At 64.9% G+C, this 14,127-nt stretch carries 15 protein-coding genes and 1 tRNA gene; 2 read left to right on the forward strand and 14 right to left on the reverse strand.

What is annotated here, in order from left to right:
- Positions 1-6: 6 nt before the first annotated feature.
- The 8 genes from hscA to trmJ form a co-directional block, all read right to left on the reverse strand.
- A complete protein-coding gene (gene hscA, locus AC3B6A_RS21485; protein WP_488399125.1) occupies positions 7-1,866 on the reverse strand; it encodes a Fe-S protein assembly chaperone HscA in 1,860 nt (619 codons plus the stop codon).
- Between the two features lie 45 nt (positions 1,867-1,911).
- Positions 1,912-2,433, reverse strand: coding sequence for a co-chaperone HscB (hscB, locus tag AC3B6A_RS21490; RefSeq protein WP_488399126.1), 522 nt, complete (start codon positions 2,431-2,433; stop codon positions 1,912-1,914).
- An 8-nt stretch (positions 2,434-2,441) separates the two neighbouring features.
- Positions 2,442-2,765: an iron-sulfur cluster assembly protein IscA gene (iscA, locus tag AC3B6A_RS21495; protein ID WP_488399127.1), complete on the reverse strand. Its 324-nt coding sequence runs from the start codon at positions 2,763-2,765 to the stop codon at positions 2,442-2,444.
- A gap of 26 nt (positions 2,766-2,791) precedes the next feature.
- Positions 2,792-3,178, reverse strand: a complete 387-nt coding sequence (gene iscU / locus AC3B6A_RS21500; RefSeq protein ID WP_015478505.1) for a Fe-S cluster assembly scaffold IscU — start codon at positions 3,176-3,178, stop codon at positions 2,792-2,794.
- A gap of 27 nt (positions 3,179-3,205) precedes the next feature.
- Entirely contained in the window at positions 3,206-4,420 is a 1,215-nt protein-coding gene (locus AC3B6A_RS21505; RefSeq protein WP_488399128.1) for an IscS subfamily cysteine desulfurase, read from the reverse strand.
- A 28-nt stretch (positions 4,421-4,448) separates the two neighbouring features.
- Positions 4,449-4,940 (reverse strand): Fe-S cluster assembly transcriptional regulator IscR, encoded by a 492-nt coding sequence (gene iscR, locus AC3B6A_RS21510; protein WP_488399129.1) that lies wholly within the window; start codon positions 4,938-4,940, stop codon positions 4,449-4,451.
- Positions 4,941-5,080: 140 nt separating this feature from the next.
- Complete coding sequence (gene cysE, locus AC3B6A_RS21515; protein WP_488399130.1) at positions 5,081-5,860, reverse strand: serine O-acetyltransferase; 780 nt, start codon at positions 5,858-5,860, stop codon at positions 5,081-5,083.
- Entirely contained in the window at positions 5,853-6,632 is a 780-nt protein-coding gene (gene trmJ, locus AC3B6A_RS21520; protein ID WP_488399131.1) for a tRNA (cytosine(32)/uridine(32)-2'-O)-methyltransferase TrmJ, read from the reverse strand. Before trmJ ends, cysE begins: the two co-directional genes overlap by 8 nt.
- A 148-nt stretch (positions 6,633-6,780) precedes the next feature.
- On the opposite strand from trmJ, the gene suhB reads away from it, so the two are divergent.
- Positions 6,781-7,596 carry a type III secretion system regulator SuhB gene (gene suhB, locus AC3B6A_RS21525; protein ID WP_015478510.1) on the forward strand — a complete coding sequence of 272 codons (816 nt, stop codon included), beginning with the start codon at positions 6,781-6,783 and terminating at the stop codon, positions 7,594-7,596.
- A 208-nt stretch (positions 7,597-7,804) separates the two neighbouring features.
- Here suhB and AC3B6A_RS21530 read toward each other — a convergent pair whose 3' ends face one another.
- The 6 genes from AC3B6A_RS21530 to queA all read right to left on the reverse strand — a co-directional run bounded on the left by AC3B6A_RS21530 (position 7,805) and on the right by queA (position 13,915).
- Complete coding sequence (locus AC3B6A_RS21530) at positions 7,805-8,341, reverse strand: glycine zipper 2TM domain-containing protein (RefSeq protein WP_488399132.1); 537 nt, start codon at positions 8,339-8,341, stop codon at positions 7,805-7,807.
- A gap of 159 nt (positions 8,342-8,500) precedes the next feature.
- Positions 8,501-9,418, reverse strand: coding sequence for a protein translocase subunit SecF (gene secF / locus AC3B6A_RS21535; RefSeq protein ID WP_488399133.1), 918 nt, complete (start codon positions 9,416-9,418; stop codon positions 8,501-8,503).
- 10 nt (positions 9,419-9,428) lie between these two features.
- Complete coding sequence (secD, locus tag AC3B6A_RS21540) at positions 9,429-11,291, reverse strand: protein translocase subunit SecD (protein WP_488399134.1); 1,863 nt, start codon at positions 11,289-11,291, stop codon at positions 9,429-9,431.
- A 64-nt stretch (positions 11,292-11,355) separates the two neighbouring features.
- Positions 11,356-11,697: a preprotein translocase subunit YajC gene (gene yajC / locus AC3B6A_RS21545; protein ID WP_488399135.1), complete on the reverse strand. Its 342-nt coding sequence runs from the start codon at positions 11,695-11,697 to the stop codon at positions 11,356-11,358.
- 43 nt (positions 11,698-11,740) lie between these two features.
- Positions 11,741-12,859, reverse strand: a complete 1,119-nt coding sequence (gene tgt, locus AC3B6A_RS21550; RefSeq protein ID WP_488403664.1) for a tRNA guanosine(34) transglycosylase Tgt — start codon at positions 12,857-12,859, stop codon at positions 11,741-11,743.
- Positions 12,860-12,871: 12 nt separating this feature from the next.
- Positions 12,872-13,915, reverse strand: a complete 1,044-nt coding sequence (gene queA / locus AC3B6A_RS21555) for a tRNA preQ1(34) S-adenosylmethionine ribosyltransferase-isomerase QueA (RefSeq protein ID WP_488399136.1) — start codon at positions 13,913-13,915, stop codon at positions 12,872-12,874.
- A 106-nt stretch (positions 13,916-14,021) separates the two neighbouring features.
- Here queA and AC3B6A_RS21560 point away from each other — a divergent pair.
- Positions 14,022-14,108, forward strand: a tRNA-Leu gene (locus AC3B6A_RS21560).
- The last annotated feature ends 19 nt before the right edge of the window (positions 14,109-14,127 follow it).

Raw genomic sequence — 14,127 nt, forward strand, 5'->3', positions numbered from 1 at the left:
CTTCGCTTATTCCTCGATTTCGTTGAGCCGGCGACCGGCCAGTGCGGCCTTGACGCTGGCGTCCATACGGCGCGCGGCAAAGGCGTCGGTCACCTGGGACAGGCGCTTGACCTGCTGTTCGATGGCGGCGGTATCGCTGCCGGCGGCCAGTTCGCGCAGGGTCTCCATGCTGGCCTCGATGGCCAGGCGCTCCTCGGCGTCCAGCAGGCGCTCGCCATCGGCGTCCAGCGCCGACTGCACGGCCTCCAGCAGGCGCTGGGCCTCGACCTGCTGCTCGCGCAGGGCGCGGGCGGCCATGTCGTCGCCGGCGTACTGGAAGGAGTCCTGCAGCATGCGGGCGATCTCGCCATCGGTCAGGCCGTAGGACGGCTTGACCTGGATGCTCGCCTCGACGCCCGAGGACAGCTCGCGGGCGGATACGCCCAGCAGGCCGTCGGCGTCGACCTGGAAGCTGACGCGGATCTTCGCCGCGCCGGCCACCATCGGCGGAATGCCGCGCAGTTCGAAGCGCGCCAGGGACCGGCAGTCCTTGACCAGCTCGCGCTCGCCCTGCAGCACGTGAATCATCATGGCCGTCTGGCCATCCTTGTAGGTGGTGAACTCCTGGGCACGCGCCACCGGGATGGTGGTGTTGCGCGGGATCACTTTCTCCATCAGCCCGCCCATGGTTTCCAGGCCGAGCGACAGAGGGATGACGTCCAGCAGCAGCAGCTCTTCGCCGCGCTTGTTGCCGGCCAGGGCATCGGCCTGGATGGCGGCGCCGATGGCCACCACCTGGTCCGGATCGATATCGGTCAGCGGCTCGCGGCTGAACAGCTCGCCCACGACTTCGCGGACGCGCGGCACGCGGGTGGAACCGCCAACCATGACCACGGCGCTGACTTCTTCCAGCTCCACGCCGGAATCACGCACGGCGCGGCGGCAGGCCTTCAGGCTGCGGGCGATCAGCGGATCGATCAGCGCTTCCATCTGGTCGCGGCCGAGCTTGCCACTCCAGCCTTCGTAGGCGACTGGCACGCTGGCGTTGTCGGTCAGGGCTTCCTTGGCCGCGCAGGCGGTCTGCAGCAGACGGCGCTGGGCGCCCGGATCGAGGTCGGCGCAGAGGCCGGCCTGCTGGATGATCCAGTCGGCGATGGCATGGTCGAAGTCGTCGCCGCCCAGGGCGCTGTCGCCGCCGGTGGCCAGGACCTCGAAGACGCCACGGGTCAGGCGCAGGATGGAAATGTCGAAGGTGCCGCCGCCCAGGTCATAGATGGCGACCACGCCTTCGGCGTTCTTGTCCAGGCCATAGGCCACGGCGGCCGCGGTCGGTTCGTTGAGCAGGCGCAGCACGTGCAGGCCGGCCAGACGCGCGGCGTCCTTGGTGGCCTGGCGCTGGGCGTCGTCGAAATAGGCCGGAACCGTGATCACCGCGCCGACCAGCTCGCCACCCAGGGTGGTTTCGGCGCGCTGACGCAGGGTGCGCAGGATTTCCGCCGAGACTTCCACCGGGCTCTTGGCGCCCTGGACGGTCTCGATGAAGGGCATGTGCGATTCGCCCTGGGTGAAGCGGTACGGCAACTGACCACCAAGCTGCTTCACATCCTCCAGGCCGCGCCCCATCAGGCGCTTGACCGAGATGATGGAGTTCAGCGGGTCCAGGGAGGCGCCGACGCGCACGCTCTCCCCCACCTCGATGCGATCGGCGAGGTAGCGCACCGCCGACGGCAGGATGACCTCGCCGCGCTCATCGGGCAGCGGCGCGGCAACGCCGCTGCGCACGGCAGCGACCAGGGAATTGGTGGTGCCCAGGTCGATCCCCACGGCCAGCCGACGCTGGTGTGGCTGGGGACTCTGTCCGGGCTCGGCGATCTGCAGTAGGACCATGCGGTTTCTAATCAGGCTTATCGGGCGCGACACGGGCCGCGCGGATTAATCGTCGAGTCGCTCTTCCAGCTGCCGCACTTCCTGCGCCAGCTTGTCGAGGAACTGCATGCGCCGCACCAGGCGTTCGGCGAGATCGCGTCGGGCGGCATCGTCCCAACAGTCGGCGAAGTCCGCCTCCAGTTGCTGCTGGGCCGATTTCAGCTGGCGCTTGAACTGCGCCACGCCGTCGAGATCGGCGCTGTCCTGGAGGTCTTCCAGTTCCTCGCGCAGTTGCATCTGCTGCAGGAGGAACTCCGGGTCCTGCACCGTGGCTTCCAGCGGCAGCGCATTGCCGCGCAGGGCCAGCAGGTACAGGGCGCGGCGCGGAGCGCTCTTGAGCGTCTGGTACGCGTCGTTGAGCTCGGCGGCCTTTTCCAGCGCCAGCCGCTGCTCGCGCTCGGAGGCATCGGCGAAACGGTCCGGATGGACGTTGCGCACCAGCTCGCGGTAGCGATTGCCGAGGGCTTCCAGATCGACGCTGAAGCTTGGCTGCAGGTCGAACAGCGCGAAGTGACAAGGACTACCCACACCCGACCTCAGACGTTGAAGCTTTCGCCGCAGCCACACTCACCGCGCACGTTCGGGTTGTTGAACTTGAAGCCCTCGTTGAGGCCTTCCTTGGTGAAGTCCAACTCGGTGCCGTCGAGGTAGACCAGGCTTTTCGGGTCGATGATGACCTTCACGCCGTGGCTCTCGTAGACCAGGTCCTCGGCTGCCAGTTCGTCGACGAACTCGAGCACGTAGGCCAGGCCGGAACACCCGGTGGTACGCACGCCAAGGCGAATGCCCTCGCCCTTGCCGCGCCCTTCGAGGGAGCGGCGAACGTGGTCGGCGGCGGATTCGGTCATGCTGATGGCCATGGGAACTCCTTACTCAACGAGTCGCGTCAGAGCAGACCTTTCTTCTGCTTGTAGTCGCGTACGGCCGCCTTGATGGCGTCCTCGGCGAGCACCGAGCAGTGGATCTTCACCGGCGGCAGGGCCAGCTCTTCGGCGATGGTGGTGTTCTTGATGGATTCGGCCTCGTCCAGGGTCTTGCCCTTCATCCACTCGGTGGCGAGGGAGCTGGAGGCGATGGCCGAGCCGCAGCCGTAGGTCTTGAACTTGGCGTCTTCGATCACGCCCTGTTCGTTGACCTTGATCTGCAGGCGCATCACGTCACCACAGGCCGGGGCGCCGACCATGCCGGTGCCGACGTCCGGGTCCTCGGCGTTGAGCTTGCCGACGTTGCGCGGGTTTTCGTAGTGGTCGATGACCTTGTCACTGTATGCCATGGCTAATCCTCACTTCTATGGGGCGGGTCAGTGGGCCTGCCACTCGACCTTGGTCAGGTCGACACCCTCTTTGAACATATCCCACAGCGGCGAGAGCTCACGCAGCTTGGAAACGGCTTCCACCACCTTCTGGGCGGCGTAGTCGACCTCTTCCTCAGTGGTGAAGCGGCCGAAGCTGAAACGGATGGAGCTGTGCGCCAGTTCGTCGTTGCGACCCAGGGCGCGGAGCACGTAGGACGGCTCCAGCGAGGCCGAGGTGCAGGCGGAACCGGACGATACGGCCAGGTCCTTGAGCGACATCATCAGCGACTCGCCCTCGACGTAGTTGAAGCTGACGTTGAGGATGTTCGGCGCATAGGACGTGGCGCTGCCGTTGACGTACAGCTCTTCCAGGCCCTGGACCTGCTCGAAGAAGCGCTTGCGCAGACCTTCGATGCGGGCCATTTCCTGGTGCATTTCTTCCTTGGCGATGCGGAAGGCCTCGCCCATGCCGACGATCTGGTGGGTCGCCAGGGTGCCCGAACGCATGCCGCGCTCATGGCCGCCACCGTGCATCTGGGCTTCCAGGCGCACGCGCGGCTTGCGGCGCACGTACAGCGCGCCCATGCCCTTGGGACCGTAGACCTTGTGGGCGGAGAAGGACATCAGGTCGACCTTGAGCTTCTCCAGGTCGATGTCGATCTTGCCGGCCGACTGGGCGGCATCGACGTGCAGCAGGATGCCGCGGGAGCGGGTCAGCTCGCCGATGGCAGCGATGTCGTTGACACTGCCGACTTCGTTGTTCACGTGCATGAGCGACACCAGGATGGTGTCCTCACGCAGGGCGGACTCGACCATCGCCAGGGTGATGATGCCCTCGGGAGTCGGCTCCAGATAGGTGATCTCGAAGCCTTCGCGCTCCAGCTGGCGGCAGGTGTCCAGAACCGCCTTGTGCTCGATCTTCGAGGTGACGATGTGCTTGCCCTTGGTCGCGTAGAAGTGCGCGACACCCTTGATGGCCAGGTTGTCGGACTCGGTGGCGCCAGAGGTCCAGACGATCTCGCGGGGGTCGGCATTGACCAGTTCGGCGACCTGGCGACGAGCATTCTCGACCGCTTCCTCGGCCTTCCAGCCGAAGACGTGGGAGCGCGAGGCCGGGTTGCCGAAATTGCCATCCACCAGCAGGCAGTCGGCCATCTTCTGAGCGACACGCGGATCCACCGGGGTGGTGGCGGAGTAATCGAGGTAAATCGGCAATTTCATCAGGTAACTCCTACAGGCGGGCGTTCGCTCAATCGATGGCGGACGCTTCAATCTTGTCGAGGCGCGGCGTCGTGCCCGTACCGCGGCGCTCATCCTGGCGCTGGGCCACCTCTTGAACTTCGCGGCGCTCGACCAGGTCGGCCAGGCTGATGCCGCTGAGGAACTCGTGAATCTGCTGGCTGAGGTCGCACCACAGGTGGTGGGTCAGGCAGGTAGCACCGGAATGGCAGTCGCCCTGGCCCTGGCAACGGGTGGCATCCACCGACTCGTTGACCGCATCGATCACCTGGGCGACGTGGATGCCGGCCATGTCCCGGGACAGCTGATAACCGCCGCCCGGGCCGCGCACGCTGACCACCAGGTTGCCACGGCGCAACTTGGCGAACAGCTGTTCCAGGTAGGACAGGGAGATACCCTGGCGCTCGGAGATATCGGCGAGAGAAACCGGGCCACGCTGGGCGTGCAACGCCAGATCGAGCATGGCGGTGACGGCATAGCGGCCTTTGGTGGTCAATCGCATGGGGACTTCCGGGAAGAATCGCTGGTTTGGAGAAAGTATGCTCTTTTCCGACTATTTAGGTCAACTATAAGTCCTATCACTTTAGTCGGAATTAACCAGCGGGCGGCGGCGCATTTTAGCAGGAAGCCAGCATCGGCGCATCACTGCGCCGACTTGCTGTCCTCGGCATCCTTCACCCCGGCGAAGTCCTCTTCGCGCAGGGCCGGAAGGTCTTTCGCGCAATAGTCGCTACCCAGAGCGGTCAGCGCCTTGCACATGCCCTCGAGACGGCCGTCGACCGCCTGCAGGTGATCGAGCAACTGACCAATGGCACGCGCCACCGGGTCGGGCATGTCCTGGCTGACGCCATAGGCATCGAAGCCCAGCTTCTCGGCCATCGCCTGGCGCTTGGCCTGCTGCTCGGCGTCATCCTTCATGATGATCCGCCCCGGGATGCCGACCACGGTCGCCCCCGGCGGCACTTCCTTGGTCACCACGGCATTGGAGCCGACCTTCGCGCCGGCACCCACGGTGAACGGGCCGAGCACCTTGGCGCCCGCCCCCACTACCACGCCGTCGGCCAGGGTCGGGTGACGCTTGCCCTTGTTCCAGCTGGTGCCGCCCAGGGTCACGCCCTGGTAGATGGTCACGTCATCGCCGATCTCGGCGGTCTCGCCGATGACGATGCCCATGCCATGGTCGATGAAGAAGCGCCGGCCGATCTTCGCGCCGGGATGGATCTCGATGCCGGTCAACCAGCGGCCGAAGTTCGACACCATGCGCGCCAGCCACTTCCAGCCGGACGTCCACAGGGCATGCGCCACGCGATGCAGCCATACCGAGTGCAGCCCTGGGTAGCAGGTCAGCACTTCGAAAGCGTTGCGCGCCGCCGGGTCACGATGAAATACGCTCTGGATATCTTCGCGTACACGCTCAAACATCTTCATCACTCCGCTTGGAAAGCTCCCCACGGGCAGCCTTCTGGGTTTCGGTGAGAATACCCCGCAGGATATTCATCTCCAGCTTGCTGACGCCGCTGCGACCGTACAAGCGGCGCAAGCGCGACATGAGATGGCGCGGCTTCTGCGGATCGAGGAAACCGATGTCCACCAGGGTGGACTCCAGATGCGCGTAGAAGCGCTCCAGCTCGTCCGCCGTCACCGGCAGACTGTTGAGCATCGCGGTGGTTTCCACCTTCTCCTGCTTGGTCGGCTGGCCCTGCGCGGCCAGCCAGGCCATGCGCACCTCGTAGACCAGCACCTGCACCGCCGTCGCCAGGTTCAGCGAGCTGAACTCGGAATTGGCCGGGATATGCACATGGAATTGACATCGCTGCAATTCCTCGTTGGTCAGGCCCGCGTATTCGCGGCCGAAGACTAGCGCCACCTCGCCGCCCTGCTGCACATGCTGCAGGCTGGTGGTGGCGCACTCGCGGGGGTCGAGCAGCGGCCAGGGAATGCGCCGGTCGCGCGCACTGGTGCCAAGCACCAGGCTGCAGCCGGCCAGGGCGTCTTCCAGGGTCGGCACGACCAGCGCCGCATCGAGGATGTCATCGGCGCCGGAGGCGCGGGCACGGGCCTCGCCGCTGGGGAAATCCATCGGATCGACCAGCACCAGGCGCGACAACCCCATGTTCTTCATCGCACGGGCCGTACCGCCGATATTGCCGGGGTGACTGGTGTTGACCAGCACCACGCGAATTCTGTCGAGCAACGCCAGCGACTCCACACAAAAGCGAAAAAGGGAGGGAATCCTACCGCAGCGGTGGGGCTTGCGCCACGCAGGCGACAGGTCACCCTATGAGCACCGCTGTTTTCTGTTAGAATGTCCGGCTTTCTTTAACGACCCAGGTGACCCATCCATGCAGCCTATGCTGAATATCGCCCTGCGCGCCGCTCGCAGCGCCGGTGAACTGATCTTCCGCTCCATCGAACGCCTGGACACCCTCTCGGTCAACGAGAAAGAGGCCAAGGACTACGTCACCGAGGTCGACCGCGCCGCCGAACTCTCCATCGTCACCGCCCTGCGCAAGGCCTACCCGAACCACGGAATCATGGGCGAAGAAGGCGGCATGCTCGAAGGCAGCGGCGAAGGCGCCGACTACCTGTGGATCATCGATCCGCTGGACGGCACCACCAACTTCATCCATGGCGTCCCGCACTTCGCCATCAGCATCGCCTGCAAATACCGCGGCCGCCTCGAGCACGCCGTGGTCCTCGATCCGGTCCGCCAGGAAGAGTTCACCGCCAGCCGCGGCCGTGGCGCCGCGCTGAACGGCCGCCGCCTGCGCGTGAGCAACCGCAAGAGCCTGGAAGGCGCCCTGCTGGGCACCGGCTTCCCGTTCCGCGACAGCCAGATGGACAACCTGGACGCCTACCTGGGCATGTTCCGTAGCCTGGTCGGCCAGACCGCCGGCATCCGCCGCGCCGGCGCCGCCAGCCTGGACCTGGCCTACGTCGCCGCAGGCCGCTACGACGCCTTCTGGGAGTTCGGCCTGTCCGAGTGGGACATGGCAGCCGGCGCCCTGCTGATCCAGGAAGCGGGCGGCCTGGTGAGCGATTTCACCGGCGGTCACGAGTTCCTCGAGAAGGGCCAGATCGTCGCCGGCAACACCAAGTGCTTCAAGGCGCTGCTGACCAGCATCCAGCCGCACCTGCCGCCGTCGCTCAAGCGCTGAGCCCGAGCCACGCAAGAAAAAGCCCGGCGATGTCCGGGCTTTTTCTTGCCCGCCGGAATCCCCCTCTTGTAGGAGCGAGCTTGCTCGCGAACAATTTTTACCGGCGCCCCAGTGCCAAGCGGTTCGCGAGCAAGCTCGCTTGTACGAAAAGCCGGGCATAGAAAAAGGCGCCCGATGGGCGCCTTTTCCGTTCACTCCTGGCAACTGCTTATTGCTGTCCCAGGACCAGGCGACCGCTCTTGTCGACCGGAATCTGCGAGCCCGGATCACGATCCATGCGGACCTGACCAGGCTTGCCGTCCAGCAGATATTTCACGTCGTAGCCGACGACCTTCTCGCTGGTGTCTTCGACGGTGCTGCAGCGGTTCTCGGTGGTGGTATAGGTGTCACGCTCCTGCATGCCCTCCTGCACCTTGTTGCCGGCATAACCGCCGCCGACGGCACCTGCCACGGTGGCGATCTTCCGACCGCTACCGCTGCCGATCTGGTTGCCCAGCAGGCCGCCAGCGATGGCGCCGATCGCCGTACCGGCGATCTGGTGGGTGTCCTTCACAGGACGCTGGTGAGTCACCGTGACGTCCTTGCAGACCTGACGAGGCGTCTTGATGGTTTCCTTGACCGGCTGGACAGCGAGCACTTCGGCATATTCAGGCCCGCGATCCACCAGACTGTATGTGGCCACGGCGCCACCGGCAGTCACGCCTACTGCGCCCAGCACGGTACCGATGAGCAACGACTTGTTCACATGAACCTCCTGTCTATCGTCTCGATTCGGGCTCTGCCCTTCACCTTGCCTTGGAGCGTTCAGATTGCAAGAAAGTTCCGACGAACCCACGACACACGACCTACAAACGAAAACTCCCGCCGTAGCGGGAGTTTTCTCTGGAGGCCTGGGAACGCGCTGTTACGGGCGCTCGTCGCCCTCCTTGCTCGGCGGCGGAATCAGATCCTCGCTGGACAGGTTCAGCCAGATCAGCACCACGTTGGCGATATAGATAGACGAGTAGGTACCCGCCATCACGCCGACGAACAGGGCGATGGAGAAGCCGAACAGGTTGTCGCCGCCGAAGAACAGCAGGGCGGCGATCGCCAGCAGGGTCGACACCGAGGTGGCGATGGTCCGCAGCAGGGTCTGGCTGGTCGAGATGTTGATGTTCTCGATCAGATTGGCCTTGCGCAATACGCGGAAGTTCTCGCGCACCCGGTCGAAGATCACGATGGTGTCGTTCAGCGAGTAGCCCACCACCGCCAGCACCGCGGCCAGCACGGTCAGGTCGAAGGTGATCTGGAAGAACGACAGCACGCCCATCACGATGATGGTGTCGTGGATCAGCGAGAGGATCGCCCCCAGGGCGAACTTCCACTGGAAGCGGAAGCCGACGTACAGCAGGATGCCGCCCAGCGCCAGGAGCATGCCGAGGCCGCCCTGGTCGCGCAGCTCTTCACCCACCTGCGGGCCGACGTACTCGACGCGCTTGAGGCTGGCCGGGTTGGCGGCGTCGGCCTGCTGCAGCGCGGCAGCGACCTTCTTGCCCAGCTCCGGGTCATCGCTGGGCATGCGCACCAGAACATCCCTGGCGTCGCCGAAGTTCTGCACCACGGCTTCGCCGAAACCAGCCTTCACCAATTGGGAGCGCACATGACCGAGGTCGGCCGGCTCCTGGTAGGTCAACTCGATCAGCGTACCGCCAGTGAAGTCGAGGCCGAAGTTGAGGCCCTTGACGAACCAGCTGCCGAGGGCGATCAGGGTCAGGATCAGGGTGCCGGCGAACGCAATGTTGCGTACGCCCATGAAGTTGATAGTACCGATCTTGATGTTCATCTCAGGCCCCTTAGATCCACAGCTTCTTGAAGTCGCGGCCGCCGAAGATCAGGTTGACCATCGCGCGGGTGACCATGATGGCCGTGAACATCGAGGTGATAATGCCGAGGGACATGGTCACGGCGAAGCCCTTCACCGGGCCGGTGCCCATGGCATAGAGGATGCCGCCGACCAGCAGCGAGGTCAGGTTGGCGTCAAGGATCGCGGTGAAGGCGCGGTTGAAGCCTTCATGGATCGCCCGCTGCACGGACATGCCCGCCGCCAGCTCCTCGCGTATCCGCGAGAAGATCAGCACGTTGGCGTCCACCGCCATACCCATGGTCAGCACGATACCCGCGATACCCGGCAGGGTCAGGGTCGCGCCGAGGATCGACATCAGCGCCACCAGCATGACCATGTTCAGACCCAGGGCGGCCGTGGCGATCACACCGAAGAAGCGGTAGATCACGATGATGAACAGGGATACGAAGAGCATGCCCCACAGCGACGCATCGACACCCTTGGCAATGTTGTCCGCACCCAGGCTCGGGCCGATGGTGCGCTCCTCGGCGAAGTACATCGGCGCGGCCAGGCCGCCGGCGCGCAGCAGCAGGGCCAGCTCGGAGGACTCGCCCGGAGCGTCCAGGCCGGTGATGCGGAACTGGTTGCCCAGCGGCGACTGGATGGTCGCCAGGCTGATGATCTTCTTCTCTTCCTTGAACGCCGGAACGGCGACTTCCTGCTCGACGCCGTCGACCACCTGCTTGACGTAGCGGGTGATCGGCTTCTGCTCGATGAACACCACCGCCATGCTGCGGCCGACGTTGTTGCGGGTCGCGCGGTTCATCAGCTCGCCGCCATGGCCATCCAGACGGATATTCACCTGCGGGCGGCCGTTCTCGTCGAAGCTGGCGCTGGCGTCGGTGACCTGGTCACCGGTGATGATCACGCCACGCTCCAGGGTCGCCGGCGGACGGCGCGGCTCGCGGAATTCGAAGGTTTCGGTGGCGGACTTGATCGCATCCGGCTCGGCGGCCAGGCGGAACTCCAGGTTGGCGGTCTTGCCGAGGATACGCTTGGCCTCGGCGGTGTCCTGCACGCCCGGCAGCTCGACCACGATGCGGTTGGCGCCCTGGCGCTGCACCAGCGGCTCGGAGACGCCCAGTTCGTTCACGCGGTTGCGGACGGTGGTGAGGTTCTGCTTGATCGAGTACTCGCGGATTTCCACCAGCTTCGCCGGGGTCATCGCCAGACGCAGCACCTGCATGCCGGCACGCTCGCTCTGGGTGACTTCGAAATCACGGTAGTCCTTGGCGATCAGCGACCTGGCCTTGTCCAGATCGGCTTCTTCGGTGAAGCCCAGCTGGATGCCGCCGTCCTGCGCCGGCAGGCTGCGATAACGCACGCGCTCCTTGCGCAGGACGCTCTTGATCTCGCTCTCGTAGACATTCAGGCGGGCATCGACGGCCTTGTCCATGTCCACTTCCAGCAGGAAGTGCACACCACCGGACAGGTCGAGACCCAGCTTCATCGGGCGGGCAGCGATGCTGCGCAGCCAGTTCGGCGTGGTCTGCGCCAGGTTCAGAGCGACCACGAAATCGTCACCCAGCGCGCGGCGGACGATGTCCTTGGCCGGCAGTTGGTCTTCCTGCCGGGTCAGGCGGATCAGACCGCTGTTCTTGCCCAGGGAGCCCGCCTTGACGGCGATGCCCGCATCGGCCAGGGCCTTGCTGGCCTTGTCCAGGTCAGACTGGGAGATCTGCAGCGCAGTGCTCGCGCCACTGATCTGCACGGCCGGGTCATCCGGGAAGAGGTTGGGTGCGGAATAGATGAAACCGACGGCTAGGACCGCCAGGATCAGCAGATACTTCCACAGGGGATACTTGTTGAGCATGACACCGCCCGTTATGACGCGGGGCGCATCATGCGCCCCGTCGATTGGGTTTCTGTTGGTTGGCTCAGATGGCCTTCAGCGTGCCTTTCGGCAGGGTCGCGGCGATCGCGCCCTTCTGGAACTTCAGCTCGACGCTGTCGGAAACTTCGACGACGACGAAATCGTCGGCAACCTTGATCACCTTGCCAGCGATACCAGCGGAAGTGACGACTTCGTCACCCTTCTGCAGGCCGGCGAGCAGGTTCTTGTGCTCCTTGGAACGCTTGGCCTGGGGACGCCAGATCATCAGGTAGAAGATGACCAGGAAACCGACCAGGAACACCCACTCGAAGCCGGTGCCAACCGGGCCGGCAGCGGCGGCGGGGGCTGCGGCGTCAGCGTAGGCAGCGGGAATTAGAAAGCTCATTGGAAACTCCTGTCACAAGGCTTTTCGATGATTCGAAGAAAGGTCAGTCCGCCAGCGGCGGCGTGGGAAGTCCGCGCTTGGCGTAGAAGGCGTCGACAAAGTTCGCCAATGTACCCTGTTGGATTGCCTCGCGCAAACCAGCCATAAGCCGCTGATAATGCCGCAAGTTATGGATGGTATTGAGCATGCTGCCGAGCATTTCCCCGCACTTGTCCAGGTGGTAGAGATAGGCGCGGGAGAAGTGCTTGCAGGTGTAGCAATCGCAGGTCGGATCCAGCGTCGATTCGTCGTGCTTGTGCACCGCATTGCGGATCTTGATCACCCCGGTGTCGACGAAAAGATGACCATTGCGCGCATTGCGGGTCGGCATGACGCAATCGAACATGTCGACGCCCCGGCGCACACCTTCCACCAGGTCCTCGGGTTTGCCCACTCCCATCAGGTAACGAGGTTTGTCGGCCGGCATGTGCGGCGGCAGGAAGTCCAGCACGCGGATCATCTCCTCCTTGGGCTCGCCCACCGACAAGCCGCCGATGGCCAGGCCGTCGAAGCCGATCTCGTTCAGCCCTTCCAGCGAGCGCATGCGCAGCTCTTCGTGCATGCCGCCCTGGACGATGCCGAACAACGCCGAGGGGCTGTCGCCGTGGGCGATCTTCGAGCGCTTGGCCCAGCGCAGCGACAGCTCCATGGAGCGCTTGGCCACGTCGAACTCGGCCGGGTACGGCGTGCACTCGTCGAAGATCATCACGATGTCCGAACCCAGCGCGCGCTGCACGGCCATGGACTCTTCCGGGCCCATGAAGACCTTGGCGCCGTCCACCGGCGAGGCAAAGTACACGCCCTCCTCCTTGATCTTGCGCAGCGCGCCCAGGCTGAACACCTGGAAGCCGCCGGAATCGGTGAGGATCGGCCCCTGCCACTGCATGAAGTCATGCAGGTCGCCGTGCTTGCGGATCACCTCGGTGCCCGGGCGCAGCCACAGGTGGAAGGTGTTGCCGAGGATGATCTGCGCGCCGATGCCCTCGATGTCGTGCGGGAGCATGCCCTTCACGGTGCCGTAGGTGCCCACCGGCATGAACGCCGGGGTCTCCACCACGCCGCGCGGGAAAGTCAGGCGGCCACGGCGGGCCTTGCCCTCGGTGGCCAGCAGTTCGAATTTCATGAAGCTCATGGATCAGTCCTCGGGGCCGCGCGGTGCCGGATTGCGGGTGATGAACATGGCATCGCCGTAGCTGAAGAAGCGATAGCCCTGCTCCACCGCCGCCGCGTAGGCGGCCATGGTCTCCGGGTAGCCGGCAAAGGCCGAAACCAGCATCAGCAGCGTGGATTCGGGCAGGTGGAAGTTGGTCACCAGGGCGTCGACCACATGGAAGGGCCGCCCCGGGAAGATGAAGATGTCGGTATCGCCGCTGAAGACCTTGAGCTGCCCATCGCGGGCGGCGCTCTCGAGCGAACGCACGCTGGTTGTGCCGACGGCGATCACCCGGCCGCCACGCGCCTTGCAGGCAGCCACGGCATCGACCACGTCCTGGCCGACCTCCAGCCACTCGTGGTGCATGTGGTGGTCCTCGATGCGCTCGACCCGCACCGGCTGGAAGGTGCCGGCCCCCACGTGCAGGGTGACGAAGGCGGTATCGACGCCCCTGGCGCGGATCGCCTCCAGCAGCGCCTCGTCGAAATGCAGGCCGGCCGTGGGCGCGGCCACGGCGCCGGCACGCTCGGCGTAGACGGTCTGGTAGCGCTCGCGGTCGGCAGCCTCGTCAGGCCGGTCGATATAGGGCGGCAGCGGCATGTGGCCGACACGCTCCAGCAACGGCAGCACTTCCTCGCTGAAGCGCAGCTCGAACAGCGCGTCGTGGCGCTGCAGCATTTCCGCTTCGCCACCGCCGTCGACAAGGATCGTCGAACCCGGCTTGGGCGATTTGCTGGAACGCACGTGGGCGAGCACGCGATGGCTGTCCAGCACGCGCTCCACGAGGATCTCCAGCTTGCCGCCGGAAGCCTTCTGGCCGAACAGGCGGGCGGGAATCACCCGGGTGTTGTTGAACACCATCAGGTCGCCCGGCTTGAGGAAGCCGAGGATGTCGGCGAATTGCCGATGGCTGAGCTCGCCGCTCGGACCATCCAGCACCAGCAGGCGGCTGGCGCGGCGTTCGGCAAGCGGATGGCGGGCGATCAGCGCCTCGGGTAGATCGAAATGAAAGTCGGCGACACGCATGGGGGGAGCTATCTCGAAGGGCCGCATATCTTACTGGAATTGCCAAATTCTGACCAATCGAGCGGATTGACCGCCGCAGAGCGCATCCCTATACTGCGCCGCCATTGCCTCGGTGGCGGAATCGGTAGACGCGGCGGATTCAAAATCCGTTTCTGGCGACAGAGTGAGAGTTCGAGTCTCTCCCGGGGCACCACCTGACTCTTCGAGAGAAG

Source organism: Pseudomonas sp. B12(2026) (genome assembly GCF_057767015.1).